Consider the following 23,359-nt stretch of genomic DNA (forward strand, 5'->3'; position numbering starts at 1 on the left):
CGACACATAGACTATCTTTATGAATCGGCACATCTTACTATTTCTCTTCTCGTTTCTTTACACAACGCTGCTGGCAAACCCTGATGGACCTCTTGGTACAATCCGGGGGAACGTCCGGGATGGCCAAACCAAAGAAGCACTCATTGGCTGCACAGTCCGGATAGACGGTACACAACTGGGTGTCACGACCGACGTCGACGGAAACTTCACCATTCCGAACGTACCCGCTGGAGCGCAAAAAATTGTCATTTCCTACGTATCGTACCAAACCAAAGAAATTCCCAACGTTCGGGTTGAATCGGGGAATACGACGGTCGTGGAAACGGAATTGCTCGTTGAAGGCAAAGCGCTCAGCGAGGTAGTTGTCCGGGCAAATAAATCGACCAATACCGAGATCGCGGTTATTACCGAAATCAAGCAGATGAAGCCGATTGCCGTTGGGATTTCGGCTCAGCAAATTCAGAAATCGCAGGATCGCGATGCGGCTGCGGCTATTCGTCGGGTGCCTGGTGTCAGCATCGTAGAAAACCGATTCGTACTGATCCGGGGACTTGGCACTCGCTACAACAATGTACTCATCAACGACGTCATCGCCCCGTCGACTGAAGTGGAATCCCGATCATTCTCGTTCGACATCGTACCCAGCAACATTCTCGACCGGATGATCGTCTACAAATCCGGTTCGGCCGAACTACCCGGCGACTTTGCGGGGGGGGTCATTAAAATCTACACCAAACGTCGGCCAGAGCAAAACTTCACGGATGTTGGTCTTACAGTGGGTTACCGAGCAAATACAACCTTTCAGAATGCCCAAACCCATACCCGCGATGGCCTGAATCTTCTGGGCCTTTGGGATGCTAAGCAGCAGATTCCCAACAGTTTTCCGACCCGAGCAAGCGAGTTTAACGCCTTAAGTACGGTCCGTCGGGCTTCATATGCACGCTTATTGCCCAATAACTGGGCTCTGAAAAATATAAACGTTGCCCCTGATGTTCGATTGGCGGTCAATACGGGTCGGCGGTTTGAGTTGGGGAACATACGGATAAGCAACCTGACCAGTATCAATTACGCTCTGACCAACCAGTTCGCCAATGTTAATCTGAAACTGTACGAAAATACGACCGCCAATGATGTTCAGCAGGAATACAATGACGCTACGTATTCGCAGGGCACTCGCCTGGGGGTTTTGCATAACTGGACGTTCCGGTTCTCGCCCAATTTTACCCTAGAATGGAAAACACTGTTCAATCAGTTGGGCTCGACCGAAACCGTCGTCCGGAATGGTAGTTACGTCATTGACGGTGTTGATGTACGAAGTTATTCTGAACGCTTCGAGAATCGTAGTATTCTGAACAGCCAGATCTCGGGCGAACATTCCCTGAGCGAACTGACGAAGGTTAACTGGATTGCCAGCTATGGCTATTCAGGTCGCTGGGAGCCCGACTGGAAGCGGGCACAGTATACGCGACCAGTAGGCGCAGTAGATTCGGATGGTCAGCCCGAACCGTTCCGGCTTAATGTGCCTGTTCAACCAAATCCCCTCAATGTTGGTCGCTTCTACTCAACGCTGAACGAGCAGGTTGGTTCATTGATCGGAAACGTCGAACACACCTTCGGCAATCCGAGCGACCGCGAGCCGAACCGGATTCGTGCTGGTTTTTACGGAGAGAGTCGTAACCGCGATTTCTCAGCCCGTTTCTACGGCTACGAACGGGTCGGCTTAATCAACAACATCAGTGGCCAGAGCATTGACCGAGTGTTTGCTCCGGAGAACGTTATGGGTCGGGAAAGCAGCTTCAGTCTCCAGGATGGTACGGTAGCGAACGACTCCTACAATGGCAAGACGACCTACGCAGCGGGTTACGTATCAGGTGATGTTAATTTCGGCGCGCGGGCCAATCTGACCCTTGGTTTCCGGGGCGAGTTCTATAACCAAACGTTACGGTTAACCCAGGCTATTACGCCATTGGTCGACAACAGCATTTTCAGTCCGTTGCCTTCGGTTAACTTCACGTACAAACTTACAGATCGCCACAATCTACGATTAGCTTATTCCTCAACAGTCAACCGCCCGGAATTACGGGAATTAGCGCCTTTCCGGTATTACGACTTTGCCCGGCAGATCGAAGTACAGGGTAATACGGGGCTCAAAACAGCCAAGATTCAGAACTTCGATGCGAAGTATGAATTTTATCCAACGCCGAATGAGCTGATTTCGATAACGGGCTTCTACAAAAGCTTTACTGACCCAATCGAATCCTTCCTGATACCTATTCCAGGGGCCTTCACATTCACGTTTACCAATGCGCTATCCGCCCGGAATTACGGCGTAGAACTTGAATTCCGAAAAGGATTTGCCAATGCAGGCAGTACGTTCCTACAGAATCTTCAGATCGTTGGGAACGCATCGTTCATCAACAGCCGGGTAACAACGGGGGATGTCATCGAAGCAACCGGACCCAGTGGAGCCATCGAACGCTTTGGCAACAGTACAGACCGGAACCGGGCGCTGGCCAACCAGTCTCCTTACCTCATCAATCTGGGTCTGTATTATGCCAATCCGACTTCTGGCTGGCAGTACAATCTGCTTTACAACGTAGCGGGGCCGCGCATCTTCTTGGTGGGTAACGTTGAAGATCCAACTACGTACGAAATGCCCCGGCACGTAATGGATTTCAACGTGAGCAAAACCATCAAACAGCAGTTTGAAGTACGGCTAGGTATTCAGGATATTTTCAACGCCCCCTTCCGTTTCTCGCAGGATTATAACGGCGACCGTAAGATCGGCCCGGATGTTACCTCGCGCAATGCCAACGCCGATCAGGATTACCTCAAATTCCGCCGTGGTCAATACGTTACGCTAACCGGTGTATACACTTTCGGCCGACGGACTATTGTACCTTAACCAAGAACACTCAACGAAAATAATCCATTTAAACCAAATCTGTTTATGCTGCTTACCAAACGATTTCATTACGCACTGCTTGTCGTATTAGGCATGATGGTGTTCATTTCAGCCTGTAAGAACGACGACACACCAGCCCCGGACCCACTTTCGATTACGAGTATTAACCCAACTCAGGCTCCATTGGGTGCATCCATCGTTATTACCGGTACAAGTTTTAACGCTACCCCAACCAGCAATACGGTCGTCTTCAGCGGTAATGCAACAGCGCAGGTTACAGGAGCCAGTACTACGTCGTTAACCGTAATTGTACCCGCAACGGCTCAAAACGGGCCGATTTCGATCACATCTGGGGGTATAACGGCTCAGAGCCCTTCCAGTGCCAATTTTACGATTTCCAACCGCCCTGTAGAAACGTTACCCAATTCCATTACGGCCAGCAGAACCTTATCGGCAAATACGATTTATGCCCTGAAAGGTTACGTTTACGTATCGAATAACGCCGTGCTTACAATTGAGGCAGGTACGATCATCCGGGGTTACAACCAAAGCCAGGACCCTGAAAATCAAAGCCATGCGGGTACGCTGATTATTGAGCGCGGATCACGGTTAGAGGCCAAGGGCACAGCACAGGCCCCCATTATTTTCACGTCGTCTCAGGCAGCCGGTTCACGCAAATATGGCGACTGGGGCGGAGTCGTGCTGATCGGTCGGGCGCCCAGCAACCAGGGTAGCGCTCGTGCGTTCGAGGGGGGTATTCGCGGAACCTTCGATTCTAACTTAAATACAGCCAACGACAACTCCGGTACGCTCCAGTACGTTCGGATCGAATTTCCGGGGGTTGCTTTGTCATCCACACCGAACAGCGAAATCAATGGTCTGACCTGCTATCAGGTTGGTTCGGGCACTGTCATCGACCACATACAGGTTTCCTATAGCGGGGATGATGCCTTTGAGTGGTTCGGTGGTACGGTTAATGCAAAGTATCTGGTAGCTCACCGTACGTTCGATGATGATTTCGATACGGACTATGGCTATACCGGTAAATTGCAGTTTGGCGTAGCCTTGCGCGATCCGAGCGTAGCTGACCAATCGGGTTCAGAAGCCTTTGAATCCGACAATTTTGATCCAGGTGTACCTGTTACGGCCGGTTTACCGTATACGGCTCCCATATTCGCCAATTTCAGTGCATTTGCCTTTAATCCGGGTGTTCCGAGCAATGCCAACACGGCAGGTGGTTCCGGTGCCTACCGGGCGGCTATGCACGTTCGTCGGAATACAAAGATTAGCATCTTTAACTCCGTATTTACAGGTTTTCCGGAAGGCTTACGACTGGAAGGTACGACTGACGGTACATTAGCCAATATCAACAACGGTAGCATAGAATTGCAGGGAATTGTCTTCGGAAACTCTGAAATTCCAAACTCAACAACCGTCGTCAGAGGTATTGGTGATGTAACGACAGCAGCGGCTCAGGCTTATTTCAACCTGGCCTCGCGCAAAAACCAGATTATCGGAACCGATATTACGGCGTTACTGCTCAATGCCCAGAATTTCAACCTGACTGCTCCAAACTTTCTGCCCCAATCGGGTTCACCCTTGCTGGTTGCAGCCAACGCAGCTACAGGCGGCAAAATCGCCGATTCGTTCTTTACGGCAGCCCCTTATCGCGGTGCATTCAACACGGAAAACTGGGCAGCAGGCTGGACCAACTTCGATCCGCAGAATACGAATTACGATAGATAAACGAAGTTCACTAACTTCTCAATTGGTGTCGCTTGAAAAGGTCAGAGCATTGCTCTGGCCTTTTTTTAGTCAACAATACAGTTGGGTTTTCCTGGAGAAGACGGATGGGTTACTTACTGAAATGACCTATCAGAAAAGGCAATAGTAGAAAAACAGTTAATCCAAACAGGAATATCAGTTTTCGGTTTCGGGAATAGAAAACGTAGCGGCTGTTCCCTGCTAATAAGTTCATCAATTCATTCACCCAATGACTTACCATAGACATAATTATATCTTCCGATTACTATATTAACCCGTTTAGGTAGTGGAGTTCTCCTGTTGCGCATTATTAAATTATTACCTTATTCGGTTGACGATTCTGCATTAAGCAAGTCTATCTATTTAACAATGGCTTAACCCGTCATTCTTGCCCAAATCTTACCTTTGCGAACACTATTCACACAGAAAAATGCGCTTCATTGCTGTTTTTAGCCAACGACATACAACCTATGGACTTGGATTCGATACGTTGACCGATGCTACTGATTTCCTATTCTGGGGCTACGAAGACAATGACCTGATTCCCTTTGGCGTTTATGACGTACTGACTACCCAAACAAGACTTTATGACCATTTCGGCAAGCTGACAGATGGTCCTGATCCAGAAGCCATTCGCCAGTTTGCAACGGCGTATTTGGATCGCATAAGCCAGTCCGTTGGCGCCTACGATCAGTAGTGAGTGAATTAAATGAAGCGTACAAAGGTTAATGACTAACCAATTTTAGAATCCGTATGGGACTTGTAATGAAAGTGACGGTACGTAATATCATGAACCTTTGGTTTGGTGATGATACGCCCCTTCGACAATACAAAATAAAGATGAATCCACACCTATGGGCAGCCTGTCTGCGCGTACATCAGACCTTCAATCCCCCTTCAGGAGCCCTGAGTCAAGACGTTTATCGAAATTCCGACAAAGTTGCTTTTGCCCGAGCCGTCCAGCAGGCATTACAATCCAGAGAGGTTCTGGTCGATGAAGCCTATTAGCATCATCCATGATTATAGGGCTACGTAAACCATAACAATTACTTAATTAGCCGTAAGTTCGTATATACCTATCTTTACTTATTCATCCTCGGATGTCATCATAGGGATAAACGCCAGCTCTTTTGGAGTTGGCGTTTTTGTTGGTAGATGCTGCCGGTACGTGTTCGGAAAGAAGATTTAACATGGCCTTAACAGATCCGGCCGATCAATCACATTCAGGTAATATGGGGCCTTTAGTTTTGTGGCTTCAACAAAAATATGCTCCTGATTATGAACAAATCCTCTTTACCGGGTTATCTGGGCTTTGTTAGCGTTCTGGCGGGCGGCCTGTTGGTTACGGCCTGCAATGACCACCTTTTACCCAGTATTTCGTATCCAGTTTTCGCTGAAGCCAGCAATCCGAAAGTATTAGCCACCTCACCGAACGGCACCATCATTTACAATGGCGGATTTGGTTCTGCCCTTGCGCCCGCCCTCAACGATCCCGAAGTTTTTTATCTGCTCACCGATCGTGGCCCCAACGCGGCTGGCTCAACAGCGAATTCGATCATTTTCGGAAAAGCTGACTTTACGCCCCAAATCGGTAAGTTTCGGCTGGTCGGGAATCAACTCGTGCTGGAAGAAACCATCTTACTCAAAAACGCTTCGGGTCAATTGCTAACAGGTCTACCTAATCCCATCGGCCAGGGCAATACGGGTGAAATTGCACTCGATTTAACCGGAAAAACGATTGCGCCGAATGCGGATGGACTGGATTCAGAAGGTCTGGTACTGGCCGCTGATGGTACGTTCTGGGTAAGTGATGAATATGGTCCGCACATCGTGCATTTCGATGCCAGTGGTAAAACCATTGAACGCATTAACCCATTTGGTTCAGGCACGGGTGGGCGCACCTTACCCAAAGTGCTGGCTCGTCGTCGTCCGAATCGGGGTATGGAAGGATTGACCATTACGCCCGACGGGAAAACGCTGGTGGGCCTGATGCAGTCGCCCATGTACAATCCGTCTTCGGCAGCGGTGTCAGGATCAACCGTGCTCCGTGTTGTCACCTTCGACATTGCGACGGGCGTGACGAAACAGTACGCTTATCTGATGGAAAACGCGAGCCTGACCGGATGCAGTGAACTAGCGGCTATCACGAGTACAACCTTTTTAGCGCTGGAGCGTGATGGCGATTACGGCGGAAACCCGGCAAAACCCGCTACGTTCAAGCGGGTGTATAAATTCGATCTGGCCGGAGCAACGGACATTTCTGATCCGGCGAACAGTGAGGCTGGCAGACTTTATAACGGGCAGACGGTCGAGCAGCTTAAAGACAAAGCCGGTTTGCAGGCCGCGGGTGTTGTTCCGGTCACGAAAACGTTGGTTTTCGATTTACTGACCGGTATTTCGCCCGTCTATCCGCATGATAAAGCCGAAGGGATTGCCTTGTTGGGAGCAAACCGGCTAGCGATTTCCAATGACGATGATTTTGGCGTTGTCGACAATGGCCAGAACGGGTTCACCACGAAGATTTTACCCGCTACGGGTAAAGTTGATTTGAATCGTATTTATTTCGTTACGTTGCCAACTCCTTTGAAATAAAACAATACCATATAACAAGGCCGATGGGTGTAAATCCATCGGCCTTGTTATTGTGTAAGACGTATCAATGTACTTATAGAGCTTTCATAAAGGCGACTAAAGCCTTTTTTTCGGGCGCGGTCAGGTTCAATTGGTCGAAGGGTAAGGTCTGATTATCGAGGTTAAATCCTAAGCCATTCCCGCCCCCTTTGTTGTAAAAATCAACCACTTCCTCCAGGGTCTGATAAATGCCGTTGTGCATGTAGGGCGCTGTTTTAGCTACGTGACGTATCGTTGGTGTTTTGAACGCATAGCGATGCGGCTCCCGTTTTGTCAGGACAAATTTGCCAACATCCGAATCGACCTGTTTACCCTCCTTCGTGGCGGGTGTACCCAGTACTTCACTTTCCGTTTCCTGGTAAGCGGGTGGTACAGTTCCGTTGAATAAGGGGAAGAAATGGCAGGTAGCACATTTGCCTTTACCCATGAATACGTTGAAGCCCTGCTTTTCTTCAGCCGATAGCGCCACCGACTGACCCCGTAGATACCGGTCTACCCGCGAGTCGAGACTAACCAGGGAACGAATGTAGCTGGCCACCGCATTTTTGATCGACTGCTCGGTCACCCCTTCTTTATACGACTTGGCGAACAGAGCGCGGTACTGCGTATTTTGTTGCAACGCCTTCACCGCTTCCGGCAGCGAGCCATGCATCTCATCTGCGTTCTGGATCACATCGCTGGCCTGATCTTCCAGAAACACCACCCGCGAGTCGGCAAACTGTGTAGCCTGTAACGAAGCATTCAACAACGTAGGGGCGTTTCGAACGGTCCGACGCTCGGCGGTCCGATGCTCGGCAATACGTCGACCACCAAAGCCAATGGCTAAACTTTTCGATTCACCATCCGTAAAGGCTCGCTCGGGCTGATGACACGTAGCACAGGTCCGACCCGAATTTCCCGATAAAATCGGATCGAAAAACAACTGTTTGCCCAACGCAACCCGGTCCGGGGTAGGCCGCTGCTCACTGACGTTTACGAAATAGTTTGGATCAAACACACCGGAGTCAGTGAGAGTGCGGGCCGCAGGCGATAACAACCGACTTTCGGTAAAAACAGGAATACCCAGGTTCTTCTGCGCATCCAGTAATAGCCCACTCAATACGTTCGCGCGTTGGTCGATGAATGCCAGTCGGTCGAATTTATTAAAGTCAGAAGCCGAAATCAGGCTTGTTTTGGCCTCGGAAAATACCCGGTTAATTCGTCGGGCCAGATCGGGGTTGCCACTGGCTAACTGATAATGAGCGAGTTGTTGCTGTAAACTTTCGAGCGCGCTGGCGGCTTCGGGAAGCGAATGAAAGGCAACTGGTGAATCGAAACCCGTAATGCCCAACGTGATGATCCGGAATACTTCCAGCCGCATCGCGTCGAAGACATGACTGTCCGTTGCTTCGTTGCTTTCCGAAATCGTCCTCAATCGATTGACAGTTGACCGCAGAACAGCCGCGTGTTGTATGGCCTCGTTTTTTGCTTCTTTAGTAAACGTGGGAAACAGCAGTTCTTCCAGTACCTGAAATCCCTGGGGTTCGTTCACCCGCAAATCATCATCTACTTCTGGAATATTGGGTCCGTTGAGTGCTTTCGTCGTTTCAGGACTGTAATAGGCGGACAGAAATTCAACCCGTTTATAGGCCAGCCGGGCCCGTCGAAAAGCGGCCTGAACGTCCTGACCAGGTTGCGATACAATAGCCTTTTGTAACTGACTGACAGCCGTGTCCAGATCCGTAATTTCCTGCATGAACTGGGCTTTAACGGCCTGAACCGGTGTCGGTTTTGACCGTAGCAAGCTATACAGGGCAATCGCAATCAACACGCCAAGCATCCCCAATCCAATTGAGCGTAGTGGAAAAGGTCGTTTTGAAGGCGCTTCGGTCGTTGGAGAAATCATCGTAACAATAACAGGGAAAGCCTGGCTGGAAACTCTCCAGCCAGGCAGTTACAGGTGGGTATGAATAGCTATCGGGGTAATCCTTCGATCAGAATAAGCTGGCTGGCCTGGTTTTCAGCCTTACGTACTGAGCCGCCGTCAACGCCCTGGTACTGCGTTCCGCGCCAGGTGTGGGCCTGAATACCCAGCATGAACGTATTGGGACGACCCGTTACGTCGGATACGTCGATCATACCGCTGCTTTCCCACGAACCCAGTTTCGACGTACCGCCCACATTGTATTTCGCGGCATCGGCTTCGGCCCGGCGGTGATCCAGCTCCATAACGGGCGTCAATTTGCCCGTATTCAGATCGTATTGATACACATACGCGTCGTGCTTCTCATCACCATATTCATTCGGATCTTCCATAATGTAAGCGTAATTAGTCGTTACGCAGATGTTGTCCGGGTCCTGGAACGTCTTGGCCGGGCCATTCCGATCATCGCCATTGAGCAGCACTTCCAGTTTGCCCTTTGTCGGATCGTTCGCGTCCAGCGTAAGGCGGTAGATACGGCCGTATTTCGACCGTGAGTAATCCGCATTCACGCCCGTATTGTTCTGTCCCGTTACAGTAAAAAACACTTCGCGACCGTTAGCACCTCCGCCTTTCCGGTAATCAACGTCTTCCACACGACCGAATTTAATAGCTTTCAGGTCATTGACTTTCGCGTTGATCTGTGCGCCGGTCAAGGTTTTCTGATTGTCGATTTTCACAAACTCGACATCGTATTTCGTACCGGTTGTCATGCTCGTTTCGGTCTGGTTCCCGTCCGTACGTTTCAGCATGTACAATGAACCGTTGTCCAGATCACCAACCGTATTTGTCAGATACATAGCCACCTGGCCGCCATTCACGTCGGAGTCGTCGTCACCGATCACGATAACCGTTTTATTCGGATAGGCTGTTTTTGGCAATGGCACCGCGTTCTCGGCACTCCACCGACCCAGCGCAGGCACTTCACGCGAGATAGCCGCCTGTTGTGGATCAGCGTCTACGCGAACCGCGTGCGTACGGGACTCCTGTCCACTTTCTCCGCAGGTCAGAAAGACCGGACCAAAGCCGTGCTCAACCGGCGTCGCGAGGGTAGCTGAACATAACCGCCAGGTAGCTCCATCCGAGTTCAGAATGTATTCGCCTTTAACGGGCTTGAACGTTTTGTCGAGGATCAGGCGCGATACGGCGAAGTTATCTTCGTTGTTGACCAGGACCGTATAGTTACCATCTGGATTTTGAAAGATCCCGGCGCCGTCGGCCGATCCGCCAAAGACATAATTCGGTGATTGTTGTAACTTATCATCGCTGCTCATCAGGGAATACAGCTTAACGCCATCCGTTACGCCCGGCAGAACTTTGGCCAGTACGGGCGTTGCGGATTGATTTTGTAACGTAATAACCGGACTATTGGGGTCGCGATGATCCTGGCAGGCCGATAGGGCAAGCACCGAAAATGCGGCTGTCGTGGAGAGGAAAAATTTGTTCAGTTGCATAATTAAGTTAGTAGAAACCTTTCTACAAAGCAACGAACCCCATTTTACCTGAATGTCACCGACCTGTTACGTCTCTGCTATGAATTCAGCATTGCTGTTAATCTAAATTTAATACGATGCATAGAACACAGATTTTTATGATGATTATGATTTACTCTGATTGTATTAACAGAGATCATAATCATCATAAAAATCTGTGTTCTATCCTTATTTCGAAAGACTCATTTTGAGGCCCACGATGCCAATCGTTATGATCAGTATAAAAAAGAGTTCAGCGTACGACCAGCCCTGTTTTAGCCAGAAAATATCAGTGAACTTGATCACAATTAGTGAGAGAGCCATCCAGACAGCGAAGGCCGTTGACGTAGCAATGGTACGCATGGCGAGCGCCAGCAGGATGGAATTCATTGCCCCAAATAAAATATAGCCGATCCAGGGACCAATCATCAACAGGCCGCCATCGAGTCGATAAAACGTGTGCCAGCGTAGCGTTTTTATATCCGCTACCTGCATGAACTTCAGCGAGTAGGTCCAGGCGGCCTGACATAAGCCTGCCCCCAGCAGGCAAAGCCACGAAACGGTCGTTTGTTCCATCAGTAAGTAACGTACTGGTTCTGAACCGATCCATCCGCAAACAAATCGATAAGCCCATAACCGGCTGCCGTATGCTGGTACTTGCCAAACCACCAGGCCCCACTAACGGCCCCGTTACAGAAATACGAAACGCCGTTGTAATCGACCCGATCCACCAAATGAATATGACCGCTTATGGCTGCTTTGACGTTCGGGAACTGGTGAAATAGTTTACTGATCCGAACCGTATCGCTGTGCATCCAGCGGGATGGTACGTTCCACTGATCGCCCGCAAACCGTTGCCCGTCGAAAAACACACAGGCTGCCAGAATCGGTACGTGGGAGACGATCAGAACCGGCGTTTCGGCCGGTGTATTTTTCAGGTCTGCTTCGAGCCAGTGAAATTGCTCTTCGTCCAGATGAGCTGTATACCAGCTTCCATCGGCTTTTGGCTGCAGGCTGTCTAACACCACAATATGCCAGCCGTTCTGCGTGAGGCTGTAATACGGATTGGTCATGTGTAATTCGTCCATGGCCCATTTCCGACCATCCTGAAAAGCGGCCTGGGTTTCCTGCCGACACCAGATGTCATGATTACCGACGCAACTCAGCATGGGCAACCCATTTTCGCTCTGGAGAACCCGCTGAAACATGTGCCACTGCCGCCGAACGCTGTCCTGTCCCCGACCGTGGGCTTCCATGATGGCATCGCCACCGTTCATGATCAGATCCGGTTTATCGGCTAAATTCTGGACGTGGTGCAGACATTTCTCAAATCCTTTAGCCGCGCCAACTAACGGCTGCATGTGAACATCGGTCAGGTGAGCAATACGTAGCGCTCGCTGCTTCGGGGCGGTTGCTGCCTGCGCTGTATTTAACGGATTAACGGAAAGCGTTACAAGTCCGGCACTCACGCGCCTAACTACGTCCCGACGGTTCATAAAACGTATGGGTTGGTTTACGCAAAGAACGGGCTCATTTATAAGCAGCAGGTTACCAGCAATTTATGATTATGTAAGAAAATATGTTTTTTTCAAGGAAATTTATTCACAATAAAATAATATAAAGAATAGAAAGCTGGGTTAAGAAGCCCCTGTATACTTGTTAAAGTACAAGAATGATCATAATCTGATAACAATTCGTTAACAGTAGATTAGCGTAGTTGTACTCTCTTTGCGGCATAGAATTTTACTGCTTTATCGAATGAAACAAACACTACGCTTATTCATTTTCCTGTTCGCTTTCAGTTGCCTGCTTATCAATAACATAGCCGCGCAAACGACACAGGCTTCTATTTCGGGAGTGATCTCTGAAAAAGAGAAATCGCCACTCCCTGCCGCTACGGTTCAGGTACGGAACGAATCGACGGGGTTTACAACGGGGACGGTAACCAATGCCAAAGGCGAGTACTCATTCAAGGAAATTCCGTTAGGCGGGCCCTACACGATACGGGTTACGTTTATCGGATACGGTGAGCAAAAACGGACCGGTTACATGGTCAACCAAGGCGACGCCATTCGCATCAGCCTGACCATGCAGGAAGCCGACCAATCGCTTGAAGTAGTACAGGTGGTAGCCTCCGGTCTGAAAAACAAAACCGACAATTTGGGGGCCGCTACAGCCATCACGGCCAAAACGCTGGTGTCGCTGCCCGTCAACGGCCGGAATTTTACGCAGCTCATTAACCTGTCGCCCCTCACCAACAGCAGCGGGAGCCTGTCGGGACAACTTGGTTCTTCGACCAACTACACCATCGATGGGATGAACGCCAAAAACCCAACGTCGGCTGGGGCAACCACGAGCCGAAGCGGAGCACCGTATTCGATTTCGATTGAAGCGGTTCGCGAGTTCAAAGTGATTACCAACCAGTACGACGTGGTATACGGCCGGGCCGGGGGCGGTCTGGTGAGTGCTGTAACCAAAGCCGGTACCAACAAACTGACGGGTAGCGTATTCAACTACACCCGCGCCAACTGGCTCTCGAGCAAGTATGATATCCGGGGAAATGAGCGCAACGTACCGTTCTCGACCAACCAGTTCGGCTTCTCGCTGGGTGGCCCGATCATCAAAGACAAACTGCATTACTTCGTGGTGTGGGACCATCAGCAGGATTCGCGTCCGCTCATCATCGCCGACATTCAGACTCCCCTCGATGAGCGCCGGTTCAACGTGACCAACGCTACGCTCAATCAGTTTGTCGACATTGCCCGCAGCAAATACGGTGTAGCGAACACGCAACAGTTCGGTACGTTCCCAAAGAACCGGGGCACCGATGCGGGCTTTGTTCGGCTCGACTGGCAGATTAATTCCAACAACCTGCTGACCATCCGCGACAATTACACCAACGACCGCAACAAGCTGGGTCTGAACGATAATACGAACATCAACATCTACGAATCGTACGGCAACGACTATAACATCGACAATAGTTTACTGGCCACGCTCCGCACGACATTTTCGCCCAAGGTCACGAATGAACTGAAGCTGCAGCACCTGTATACGTATCAGAAAAGCAGCCCCGGTGATCAGCTACCGGCGGCCAATATCCCGCGTAACATCGTGGAAACGGTGCGTTCGACTATTGAGGGCGGAGCACTATCGACCAACATTCAGATGGGTGGCCACCGCTTCGCGCAGGAAGGGTTTACCAATAATGTGCTGCAACTGGTTGATAACTTCTACTACAACACCGACAAGGTACAGTACACATTCGGTGTCGACCTGATGTACACGCACGCCAAGTCGTTATACGGCAGCGAAGTGAACGGTCGGTTCCACTACAACGAAAGCACCGTAACCAACAATGGGGTCGTAACGACCATTCCTGCGCTTACCTATTTTAACAACCTGCAACCGTACCGGTATTACCGGGAAGTACCGCTCGTGGCCGACCCAACGGTTTATGGCAACATTTTCAACTTAGGCGCGTACGGCCAGTTGAACACGCACCTGAAGCCAGGACTGGAAATGACCGCCGGGCTGCGCGTCGACTACGCCATCTACCCCAAAGCGCAGTTTAACGAACTGGTATTCAGCGAACTGGGCCTCCGTACTGACAATCAGATCAAGACGTTTATTCCGCAGCCGCGTATTCAGTTCAACTGGGACGTCAACAACGAACACCGCACGTTTATCCGATTTGGGGCCGGGGTGTTTGCTTCGGATATCAACAACTACATGCTCATCAATAACCTAACCTTCGACGGCAAGCATTTTGCCACTGTCGACGTGCGGGGAGCGAATGTACCGACGCCAAATTTTACAGCTTACCGGCAGGATTACAACAGCATACCGACACTACCGCAGTTTCAGGTACCGACCATCAACATGACCGGGCCGAACGCCAAAGTACCGGTGCTCTACAAGGCCAACGTATCGTACTCGCGCTTCCTGACCGACCGGCTGAAAGTGGGTGTGTCGGGGTATATGTCGCTGGGGCGCAACAACTATACCTACGTTGAGCGGAACATGGTGGCCGATCCGTTCTTCCGATTGCCCAAGGAAGACAACCGGGGCGTTTACGTACCGCTGGCATCGATGCCGACGAGTGGGATAGGCGACTGGCAACTGGGCCGCATCAGTCAGAAACTGGGCCGGGTGCTGGAACTGAACAGCATCGGTAAAGTGAATCAGTTTGCCCTGGTTGTCGATGCCACCTGGCAGTACTTCCGCGACGGCGAAATTACGGCCAGCTACACCTGGAACGATGCCCGCGATAACACGTCTTTCAACGGGAACGTAGCCAACACCGCCACGCTGGTGCAGTACGTGAAGGATGATCCACGTAACCTGAGCGCCATCACATATTCCGACAACCATTTTCGCAATAAGGTGGTATTTTATGGCACGCTGCCCTCATTCTTCGGCATTACGTTGGGGGCTCGCTTCACGGGCATCGGTGGTACGCGCTACTCTTTGACGTCGGGAGCGAACACCAACGGCGACTTCGTAACGACCAACGACCTGGCCTTTATTTTCGACCGTAACAGCACGGAAACAGCTGCTAACGTCCGGACGGGGCTACAAACCCTGCTCGACAATCCCGACGCCAGCCAGAGCCTGAAAAACTACATCAACGCGTATTCGGGTCAGCTTGCCGAGCGGAATGGGGGCATCAACGGTTTCTACGGCGTGCTCGACATCCGGGCGCTGAAGCGGTTCCGGTTCGGCAAAACCTACGCGCTTGAAGTATCGGCCGACGTATTCAACTTCGCTAACCTGCTGAACCGCAACCGGGGAACAAACCTGTCGCTGGGTACGCAGGCGCTGTATGCGCTGGGGGTTCCGTCCTCTGGAGGCAGTGCTGCTTTACCCGGCTTCACGGCGTCGGTTCCACAGTACAATTACCGGGTAAACAACTCGGGGGCGGTTACACCCTCGGGCGATCCGTTCCAGATTCAGCTCGGTGCGCGATTCAGTTTTTAACGAATCAGATTGGTATACCCGCAATTAGGAAATACAAAAGCCGTCGTCAAAACTTTTGACGACGGCTTTTGTATTGAACCAGTTTAACCCTTTGTTCTACGGGTAAAGCTATAGATCGACCTAAACCTCTAAAGGGCAGGGCGGTTAAGTTCTGATTGTCAACCCTGAAAGGGTGTAATCTTTGTAGAAAAAGTAACCACCAATCGAGCTAGAACCCCGGAGGGCTGACATCATGTCAGCCCTCCGGGGTTTTGGGACGGGTTACCCTGCTTATTTCTACAATGATCTCATCCCTACGGGATTAGCACTTAACAGCCCTGCCCTTCAGGGGACTTGACCCAAGTGTAGGCAAAGTTTCCTTTAGGGGTTAAAGGCTACAAAAGCGTAAAGTATCTCTTTGCAAGATTAGTAACTCAATCCTTCGTCGTACTTAAACAAGGGGTAAGCTGCTCCTTCACGGTAGCCCGGTACGTCTTCCTTCTGTTGTTTAGCGGCTGCTTCAGAAATTGGGGTGGTAAACGGCATTTTGCCCGTTGGCTTGAATTTACCCGTCACAATATCGAGCAGCGCGTCAGGTGTTGTACCAAACGTGGCCAGAATTCCGGGAATAGTGCCTTTCGTTTTGTCATTATACACCTCATCGATCACCCACGGACTAGTATAGTTAATGGCCAGAATCGTCGGTTTTTTCGCCATCAACTGATTCAGGTACGTAACGTCGACCGCGCATTTCGACAGCGAAAGTTCGAGCGGAGAGCCATCGGAAAGAAACAGGGGCTGAATCGAGGGGGTAAGCCATACCAGAATAACATCGGCGGCCTCCGGTGTGCTGACAAACTCAACAGGGTACGAACGGTCCTGGCCCGAGAAAACAATGCCCGGTCCCGAAGCGGGGGCTCCGTACCGTTTCTGATACGTTTCAAAATACACTTTCGTCCTGGCTTTCAGTGGGAGTATTTTCGTATCGTTCCGTAACAACACGATGGATTTCCGTAACGCGACCTCCGCCCGTTCGCGGAATTTTGCATTTCCGGCGATCCGTTCGGCGGCCTCTTCATCTACGTACGGATTCTCGAACAGACCCAGATCAAATTTTTCCCGTAATAAACGTAGCACCGAATCATCGACCAGCGTCACCAACCCCTGATCGCTTTTTACGGCTTCCAGTAGTTTGACGGGGTTGGCATTACCGGAGTATAGGTTGACGCCCGCTTCCAGACTTTTTTTGTACCGCTCGGTTAACGATAAACTTTCAACGCCCCAGGGCATCATATCGATGGGGCCGGTGTCGGAATTAATGATACCCGTAAATCCCAGTTCTTTCCGGAGTAAATCCTGTAGTATTCCTTTGTTGTAGGCGTAGGCAACTTCCTCGTACTTAGTCCCGACCGGCATGGAATAATAAGGCATGATGGATGAAGTACCTGCTTTGATGGCGGCTCTGAACGGAATCAGGTTATTTTTGAACATACTACCCGGAAAGACTTCCTGCTTACCAAACTCAAAATGAGGGTCGTGCCCGTTTTTAGTGGCGCCACCGCCCGGAAAATGTTTGGTGGTCAGGGCCACCGAAGCAGGTCCCAGTTTCGGTCCCTGAAATCCCAGAACAACTTCCGTCATAACCTGACCTGCCCAGTCTGCGTTCTCGCCGAACGTACCGTCAACGCGCTGCCAGCGGGGTTCGGTTGCGATGTCAGCCATGTACATGTACCCTTTCCGTAATCCCACAGCGACCCACTCCTGCCGGGCAATATCGGCAAACTCACGAACCAATTTCAGGTCCCGCATGGCCGATAAACCCAGTTCACCGGGCCAGTTGGAAAAAGCCGTTTTGCCGACGCTGGTTCCCATCGCGGCCGTCGCCGTGACGTGATTCCGGGGATTGGACGTTATAATCGCCGGAATACCCAGCGGCTGGGATTCGCAGAGCGCCTGTAGTTTGTTGGCCCATTCTGCCGTTGTTCGGGCGCTTACGTTAGCCCTGAGAATAAAATGGCGGAGATGAAATTGTGTAACCCCTTTGGTTGTACCCGCTACGTTCATAACGGGCGTTGCCAGCGGCTTTCGGGTAAACATATTGTTGGGCTGGACAACATCATCCTCGCTAAAGTCCGCCGTGATCGGTTCGTTCGAACGCTGTGCACCCGGATTGAACATGGACGGTTCGTTCTTCAACCGGGAATCGCTGATGAGCATGAACCCTACTTTCTGCTCAAGCGACATTCTGGTCAGCAAATCCCGGCTTCGCTCGTCGGTCGGCAGGCGCCAGTCTTCGTATTTATCCAGCTGGCCGTTTTGATTCAGATCCTTGAATGTCAGCCCATTCACCGTCAAAATCTTTGCGGATCGGTGGCCCAGGGCGGGCTGTTGGCGTGATTGCGCTGACAGTGTTGCGGTAGCGAGTGTTACAGTCGCCAGCAGAAATGCCAGCCTTAACAGAACGTATTGATCATGCATAGGTCTCCTGAGGTTAAAGATGTCGTTTAGGGGAAGTCGTTGATAACAAATACCAATTGTACGCTTAGTTACCCATCAACAGCCACGAAATCATTAACCTTTGGTTTCAGAAAATACAACTGAACCAGTAAGGCCACCAGCACAATACCCGATAGCATGGCGAAATCCGATCCCAGATGACCCGAATCGGTAGATTTCCCTAACCAGTTCGTAATCAGAGCACCCGCAAATACGCCGGTCATATTCATGATGCCATAAGCCGTCGCCCGACTTCGTGCCGGTACAAACTGACACAGAATGGGCATGTTGTTGGCGTCGAACATCCCGAATCCAAAACCGAAGCATAGCGCTGCACCGATCACGTGGACCAGCGAATCGCCAAAACCGATCAGCATCAATGACGGTATGGTTAAAGACAGACCAATAGCACTCGTGTAAATCCGCCCCCGGATGTTCGTTTGCACCCATCGGTCGAACAAAATACCGCCGAATAATACACCCAGGAAGGAAGACGTAGCAATGGTGATGGTAGACAATGGCCCGGCTGTGGCCATGTCGATGTTCAGGTTCGTCGCAAAGAGCGTAGGCAGCCAGTTCTTCGTGGCCCAACCGGGCAGGCTGGGAATAGCGTAGTAAAACAGAATGACCCAGAACGACGTATTGGCCAGCAGCAAACCGAGCCCCTTCGTTAGTGACGTTCGGCTTGTCATCGTTAGCGCATCGGATTGGGTCAAGGGTACAGCATCCCGATTGATTTCTCTCAGAAAAAAACTTAGAACCACCGCATACACCACACCAACCAGACCGAATCCCTGAAAAGCCGTATGCCAGGAATAGGATTCAGCCAGCGTTGCCCCAAACCCGCCCAACGCCTGCCCCATGTACAGACCCGTCATGTGGATACCAACGGCCAGTGATCTTGTTTTAGACGAATGAAAGTCGGCAATCAGCGATAAGCCAGCCGGGATGTATAAGGCTTCACTGATACCCATAATAGCCCGCAGCCAATAGAGCTGATTGAACGTAGTGGCGTAGCCCATCGAGAACGTAACACCCGACCAGACGAATAAACTGCCCACAATCAGCCACTTCCGATTGAACCGATCGGCGACAATGCCCGAAACCGGACTCATGAAGCCATAAATCCAAAGGAAAATGGCCATCAACTGTCCGAAATTGGTGGCCGATTGTAATTCATCAATATCGACCTGCATCGACGGGCGCATGGTCGCCAGCATTTGCCGATCCATGTAATTCAGCATGGCAACCACCCATAAAAGCCCAACCAACACCCACGGGTACGTTTTGCTGGGTAGACGGGCTGTATTGTCGTTCATCATGTAGGGTTAATCAATGAATTGAAATCTTCCAGATCGTGGGTGTTCGAATGCCGGGGCTTACCTCACCACTCGGTATGATGAAATGATCTTTCCAGCGTACAATTGGCGTTGTTACTGGCGTCGGGAACGGCAACGTATCGACCACAGACCAGGTTTTCGTTACGGTCCGAAATTGCCAGACGGTTCTGTTAAAACCCGGATGCTTGATCTGTAAATCGTTACGTTCTGACGTGAGTCGGATTTTCTCCTTACCAGCTGGTTGCTCTTTCAGGCGATTATTCAGAGCTTCAATCTGCCGAAGCCGCTGCCCGTCGTCACCCCCGAATACGAGTAACGAATTGAGCCCAGATGCGACAACCTGATGGGCCGCCAGCGTTTGGGGTAAGTCGGGTAATCGTTCCCACTGGTTCAGCGAAATATGGTACTCATAGGCATCCGAATAGACGGTTGTTACGCCTTCCACTGTCTGCCGACCACCCACTACGTACAGCGATTGGCCCGTGCCGTTCAATTGAGTTGTCATGGCCGTATACGCTCTGGCCGGGCCGGGTAAATCAGCCAGCTTTTGCCAACCGGTTGTTGGTTCCTTCAGGTCAAGTCTATACAAACCTTTCTCCGTTCCCCCATTTGATTCGCCACCAAAGACGTATAGTTTATTCGCCGAAACTGTAGCCGCCAGATTCGCCAGTGGCATGGGCAAAGGCGGAAGTGGTTTCTGTTCGAGGGTAGCCGACGACGGATTCCAGTTCAGGCTAAACACATCGGCGAATCGCTGTTTGTCATCACTTCCGCCCAGACAAATAAGTTGTTCATTCCAGCTCACAGACCCACCATACGCCCGTACCCGATCCAATTGCTGCGTTGATTGCCACTGATACGTATCGCCTTTGTGTACCAGTACGTACACGGTCGAATGCCAGACTTTTGTACCGCCCTGCCAGGGAAATCCGTTCGGGAAATTAGCCCCACCCGCCACAATCAGCGCATCATGGCTAACCCCCGCAAAGGCACCCGCTACGCCCAAATTCGGCCGACCATGCTGCGCAGGTAAATCCGGCAGCCGAACGTATTGACATGACACACTTTCGCTCACCGGGTTAAAACCCGGCGCAGTTGATAATTGGCTACGTTTTGCGCCGGGCTTTAATCCGGTGAGCGAAAAGCCTAGAACCATAAGCCCCAGAATACCAATCTGTTTAGTCCGCGCTGACATCAGCCGATACGGGCATCTGAGAAGCATAGGCGTAAAAATCGATTTCGTCCAGATCGTTCAGGAATTGCCCGTATTGTTCGGTCGACATATTCGCGATTGGTAGTCGGAACTCACCGCAGTCGAGACCGACGGCCCGCATGTAGGCTTTGCCCGTTGCGATACCGCCGTATTTACCCAATAGCTTGACAACGGCGATGGACTTATCCTGACACTGCCGCGCTTTCTCCAGATCGCCCGCGTCGAAAGCCGCCATGAGCTCGTGATAGACTGGAGCCGCGTAATTGAACGTACTACCCACGGCCCCGCGGGCGCCCATGGCCATAGCTGCCAGGAAGACTTCATCCCACCCCCACAAAATATCGTACTTCTGATTCCCGAACAGCACACACCGCCGGTAGTCCATCAGGTCGTTGTGCGTGTATTTGATCCCGTAGAAATTAGGCAATCGACCATCAATGCAGGCCAAAAAATCAATCATCGACAGGTTCGCACCCGTCAGAGCGGGAATGTGGTAGAAATAAAGACCCAGTTCAGGCGCGGCTTCGCCAATCTGGATGCAGAACTGAGCCAGCAGCTCGACATTAGCGGGCTTGAAATAAAATGGGGCCAGTACCGCTACCGCCTGAAAACCAGCACGTGATGCCTCCTGCGCCAGCCGTTTACTTTCTTCCAGCGACGTACCGCCAACCAGCATAATCTTCTGCAAACGGGGTTCATCGACCTGCCCCCAGGCGCGGAGCAACTCCAGCTTTTCCGGATACGACAGCGATACGCCCTCCCCCGTTGAGCCCCCGACGAAAGCGCCTTTGACGCCGTTTTGCACAAGAAAATGGGCGTATTGGGGAATCAGGTCCAGGTTTAAACGGCCGTCGGCATGCATTGGCGTGAAGGGAGCAGCAACCAGTCCTTCAGTCTTTGGAATATTTGACATAAAAAAAGAGATAAAAACCTAATCGCTGAAAATAACTTAGAACACAAATTTTGTCGTGGTGTCGGGTTCTCAAACCCGACACGCTGGCGTCAGCCAACCGCTCCACCCGGAAATGTGTCGGCGGTCCGCCGTTGCGGTTTGAGAACCCGACACCACGACAGATAGCCTGCTTAACATCAACTCAATACCCCGACGTTTGAACCAGTTTCGGATCGGTATTCAGCATCGTTATCGAAATGGGTAGCACCAGCTTGAACGCTTGCGTGGCGGGCAAATAAACCGGGTTGACAGCCGCAAACACATATGCATTCCCCGCCCGACGTAACGCCCACCAGCGTTTACCTTCGCCAATGAACTCCCGCAGGTATTCGTCCAGAATGGCGTTCATGTTCGCTTCCGGCGTTCCGTTCGTATACGTAGTGAATCCTGTTCCGTACGCCCGCGCCCGAATAGCGTTGATGTCGACTGATGGATCATTGCCTAGTTTCGTATTCGCTTCGGCCAGCAGCAACAGCACGTCGGCATACCGATAAATGGGAAAGTCATTGTCATACAGTTGTATACCCGAATCAACACGGCCAATGAATTTGGTCAGCATGACGCCCGCAATCGGAAAACCAGCTGCGTTGCGATACATGACCCGAAACGATGGGCGAACGCGCTGATCTTTGGCGTTACTTAGTTTCGTAATCGTAGCGCTGGACATGCCCACCCGGCTGGCTCCACCCACCAGCGGATATACCGAATTCACGGCCGCCCCCGGCCCTGGAATTGCATCGAACAGCAACGTACCAGCCTGCGTCGTGTTGACTAGAAAGTTGCCATAAACGCCCTGCGTGGCTTCGTTTTTTTCGTAGTTGATCGCAAAAATGATTTCCTTGTTATTACTCTTTTTCGTCGGATCGAACACGTCGGTGAAGATCGCCTGTAAGCCTAGCGTAGGTAACGCTTTTACCTCTTCCAGGGCGGCTTTGGCTATCGTGAAATCAGCATTGCCACCGCCCATGTGCGTACCCGACCAGATGAATACGTCGCCTTTCAGGGTAAGCGTAGCCGCCCGACTCCAGTTGACGCGCTTGGTCGCAAACGCATTGTTCCCGGCAAACAGGGTCAGCGACTGCTCCAGATCGCTTTTAATTTGTTTCATCACCTCATCCGGCGTCGATCGCGCTTTGTATAGATCGGTCAGGTTATCTATCGAGGTAACGGGTTCTGTTGTGAGCGGCACACCGCCCCAGGTACGTAACAGGGTGTAATACACATAGGCCCGCATGCCATACATTTCCGCCAGGTACGTCTTGCGTCGGGCGTCGTCGAGGGGAGCCGCGGGAAACAGTTTGATGACCGTATTGATGCGGTCGATTAGGCTGTAAAATCCACCCCAATTGTCGAGCGGTACGTTCGTGGCGCTGATGTTGTGCGACCAAAGTTGTTTCAGTCCCGCGTCTTCCGATTCAGTAAACAGGCCATCGGCCCAGACGTCGGAACGCATTTCACCCAGCGTAAATAACGTGCTGTGATACGTTCGGAAGGAGGAATACACGCCCGTGTATAACGTCAGGGCAGCATTCGCATCGGCCAACACTAGACTCTGGTTGAGCGAGGTCTGCGGAACGACTTCGTTGAGTTGATTCTGGCAGGAAAACAGGCCGGAACTGGCAACCAGACAGCCGAATAAAGCAAGGATTACTATATAAGTTTTCATG

The 23,359-nt window shown here is 51.2% G+C and carries 15 protein-coding genes; 6 read left to right on the forward strand and 9 right to left on the reverse strand.

Annotated features, from left to right (window positions below):
- The first annotated feature begins 19 nt into the window (after positions 1–19).
- The 5 genes from IC230_RS27945 to IC230_RS27965 all read left to right on the forward strand — a co-directional run bounded on the left by IC230_RS27945 (position 20) and on the right by IC230_RS27965 (position 7,261).
- Complete coding sequence (locus tag IC230_RS27945; protein ID WP_191042365.1) at positions 20–2,905, forward strand: TonB-dependent receptor; 2,886 nt, start codon at positions 20–22, stop codon at positions 2,903–2,905.
- A gap of 45 nt (positions 2,906–2,950) precedes the next feature.
- Complete coding sequence (locus IC230_RS27950) at positions 2,951–4,651, forward strand: IPT/TIG domain-containing protein (protein WP_191042366.1); 1,701 nt, start codon at positions 2,951–2,953, stop codon at positions 4,649–4,651.
- A 448-nt stretch (positions 4,652–5,099) separates the two neighbouring features.
- The gene (locus IC230_RS27955; RefSeq protein ID WP_191042367.1) at positions 5,100–5,366 is read left to right on the forward strand and encodes a hypothetical protein; all 267 of its coding nucleotides are present in this window, start codon (positions 5,100–5,102) and stop codon (positions 5,364–5,366) included.
- A 56-nt stretch (positions 5,367–5,422) separates the two neighbouring features.
- Positions 5,423–5,677: a hypothetical protein gene (locus tag IC230_RS27960; RefSeq protein ID WP_191042368.1), complete on the forward strand. Its 255-nt coding sequence runs from the start codon at positions 5,423–5,425 to the stop codon at positions 5,675–5,677.
- Between the two features lie 270 nt (positions 5,678–5,947).
- Positions 5,948–7,261: an esterase-like activity of phytase family protein gene (locus tag IC230_RS27965; protein WP_191042369.1), complete on the forward strand. Its 1,314-nt coding sequence runs from the start codon at positions 5,948–5,950 to the stop codon at positions 7,259–7,261.
- A 73-nt stretch (positions 7,262–7,334) separates the two neighbouring features.
- Here the strand turns inward: IC230_RS27965 and IC230_RS27970 are convergent, their stop codons facing one another.
- The 4 genes from IC230_RS27970 to IC230_RS27985 all read right to left on the reverse strand — a co-directional run bounded on the left by IC230_RS27970 (position 7,335) and on the right by IC230_RS27985 (position 12,228).
- Positions 7,335–9,185, reverse strand: a complete 1,851-nt coding sequence (locus IC230_RS27970; RefSeq protein ID WP_191042370.1) for a cytochrome c peroxidase — start codon at positions 9,183–9,185, stop codon at positions 7,335–7,337.
- A 68-nt stretch (positions 9,186–9,253) separates the two neighbouring features.
- Complete coding sequence (locus tag IC230_RS27975) at positions 9,254–10,714, reverse strand: PhoX family protein (RefSeq protein WP_191042371.1); 1,461 nt, start codon at positions 10,712–10,714, stop codon at positions 9,254–9,256.
- Positions 10,715–10,921: 207 nt separating this feature from the next.
- On the reverse strand, positions 10,922–11,308 hold the full coding sequence (locus IC230_RS27980; RefSeq protein ID WP_191042372.1) for a DMT family transporter: 387 nt from the start codon (positions 11,306–11,308) through the stop codon (positions 10,922–10,924).
- Positions 11,308–12,228 (reverse strand): metallophosphoesterase family protein, encoded by a 921-nt coding sequence (locus IC230_RS27985; protein ID WP_191042373.1) that lies wholly within the window; start codon positions 12,226–12,228, stop codon positions 11,308–11,310. Before IC230_RS27985 ends, IC230_RS27980 begins: the two co-directional genes overlap by 1 nt.
- Positions 12,229–12,490: 262 nt before the next feature.
- Here IC230_RS27985 and IC230_RS27990 point away from each other — a divergent pair, with 262 nt between their 5' ends.
- The gene (locus tag IC230_RS27990; protein ID WP_191042374.1) at positions 12,491–15,712 is read left to right on the forward strand and encodes a TonB-dependent receptor; all 3,222 of its coding nucleotides are present in this window, start codon (positions 12,491–12,493) and stop codon (positions 15,710–15,712) included.
- Positions 15,713–16,117: 405 nt separating this feature from the next.
- Here the strand turns inward: IC230_RS27990 and IC230_RS27995 are convergent, their stop codons facing one another.
- The 5 genes from IC230_RS27995 to IC230_RS28015 all read right to left on the reverse strand — a co-directional run bounded on the left by IC230_RS27995 (position 16,118) and on the right by IC230_RS28015 (position 23,358).
- On the reverse strand, positions 16,118–18,169 hold the full coding sequence (locus tag IC230_RS27995) for a glycoside hydrolase family 3 protein (protein WP_191042375.1): 2,052 nt from the start codon (positions 18,167–18,169) through the stop codon (positions 16,118–16,120).
- 68 nt (positions 18,170–18,237) lie between these two features.
- Positions 18,238–19,509 carry an MFS transporter gene (locus IC230_RS28000; RefSeq protein ID WP_223860900.1) on the reverse strand — a complete coding sequence of 424 codons (1,272 nt, stop codon included), beginning with the start codon at positions 19,507–19,509 and terminating at the stop codon, positions 18,238–18,240.
- Positions 19,510–19,519: 10 nt separating this feature from the next.
- Positions 19,520–20,749: a Kelch repeat-containing protein gene (locus IC230_RS28005; RefSeq protein WP_223860901.1), complete on the reverse strand. Its 1,230-nt coding sequence runs from the start codon at positions 20,747–20,749 to the stop codon at positions 19,520–19,522.
- On the reverse strand, positions 20,706–21,653 hold the full coding sequence (locus IC230_RS28010; protein WP_191042376.1) for a dihydrodipicolinate synthase family protein: 948 nt from the start codon (positions 21,651–21,653) through the stop codon (positions 20,706–20,708). Before IC230_RS28010 ends, IC230_RS28005 begins: the two co-directional genes overlap by 44 nt.
- Before the next feature lie 181 nt (positions 21,654–21,834).
- Positions 21,835–23,358, reverse strand: a complete 1,524-nt coding sequence (locus IC230_RS28015) for a RagB/SusD family nutrient uptake outer membrane protein (RefSeq protein WP_191042377.1) — start codon at positions 23,356–23,358, stop codon at positions 21,835–21,837.
- Between the last annotated feature and the right edge of the window lies 1 nt (position 23,359).

This window comes from Spirosoma validum, assembly GCF_014699035.1.
Classification (GTDB): Bacteria; Bacteroidota; Bacteroidia; order Cytophagales; family Spirosomataceae; genus Spirosoma; species Spirosoma validum.

Bases quoted from the DNA above. Each gene is read 5' to 3' on its own strand.
- IC230_RS27995 (WP_191042375.1), bottom strand. From the start codon at position 18,169: ATGCATGATCAATACGTTCTGTTAAGGCTGGCATTTCTGCTGGCGACT.
- IC230_RS27980 (WP_191042372.1), bottom strand. From the start codon at position 11,308: ATGGAACAAACGACCGTTTCGTGGCTTTGCCTGCTGGGGGCAGGCTTA.
- IC230_RS27945 (WP_191042365.1), top strand. From the start codon at position 20: ATGAATCGGCACATCTTACTATTTCTCTTCTCGTTTCTTTACACAACG.
- IC230_RS27990 (WP_191042374.1), top strand. From the start codon at position 12,491: ATGAAACAAACACTACGCTTATTCATTTTCCTGTTCGCTTTCAGTTGC.
- IC230_RS27975 (WP_191042371.1), bottom strand. From the start codon at position 10,714: ATGCAACTGAACAAATTTTTCCTCTCCACGACAGCCGCATTTTCGGTG.
- IC230_RS27960 (WP_191042368.1), top strand. From the start codon at position 5,423: ATGGGACTTGTAATGAAAGTGACGGTACGTAATATCATGAACCTTTGG.
- IC230_RS28015 (WP_191042377.1), bottom strand. From the start codon at position 23,358: ATGAAAACTTATATAGTAATCCTTGCTTTATTCGGCTGTCTGGTTGCC.
- IC230_RS27955 (WP_191042367.1), top strand. From the start codon at position 5,100: ATGCGCTTCATTGCTGTTTTTAGCCAACGACATACAACCTATGGACTT.
- IC230_RS28005 (WP_223860901.1), bottom strand. From the start codon at position 20,749: ATGCTTCTCAGATGCCCGTATCGGCTGATGTCAGCGCGGACTAAACAG.
- IC230_RS27985 (WP_191042373.1), bottom strand. From the start codon at position 12,228: ATGAACCGTCGGGACGTAGTTAGGCGCGTGAGTGCCGGACTTGTAACG.
- IC230_RS27970 (WP_191042370.1), bottom strand. From the start codon at position 9,185: ATGATTTCTCCAACGACCGAAGCGCCTTCAAAACGACCTTTTCCACTA.
- IC230_RS28000 (WP_223860900.1), bottom strand. From the start codon at position 19,509: ATGATGAACGACAATACAGCCCGTCTACCCAGCAAAACGTACCCGTGG.
- IC230_RS27950 (WP_191042366.1), top strand. From the start codon at position 2,951: ATGCTGCTTACCAAACGATTTCATTACGCACTGCTTGTCGTATTAGGC.
- IC230_RS28010 (WP_191042376.1), bottom strand. From the start codon at position 21,653: ATGTCAAATATTCCAAAGACTGAAGGACTGGTTGCTGCTCCCTTCACG.
- IC230_RS27965 (WP_191042369.1), top strand. From the start codon at position 5,948: ATGAACAAATCCTCTTTACCGGGTTATCTGGGCTTTGTTAGCGTTCTG.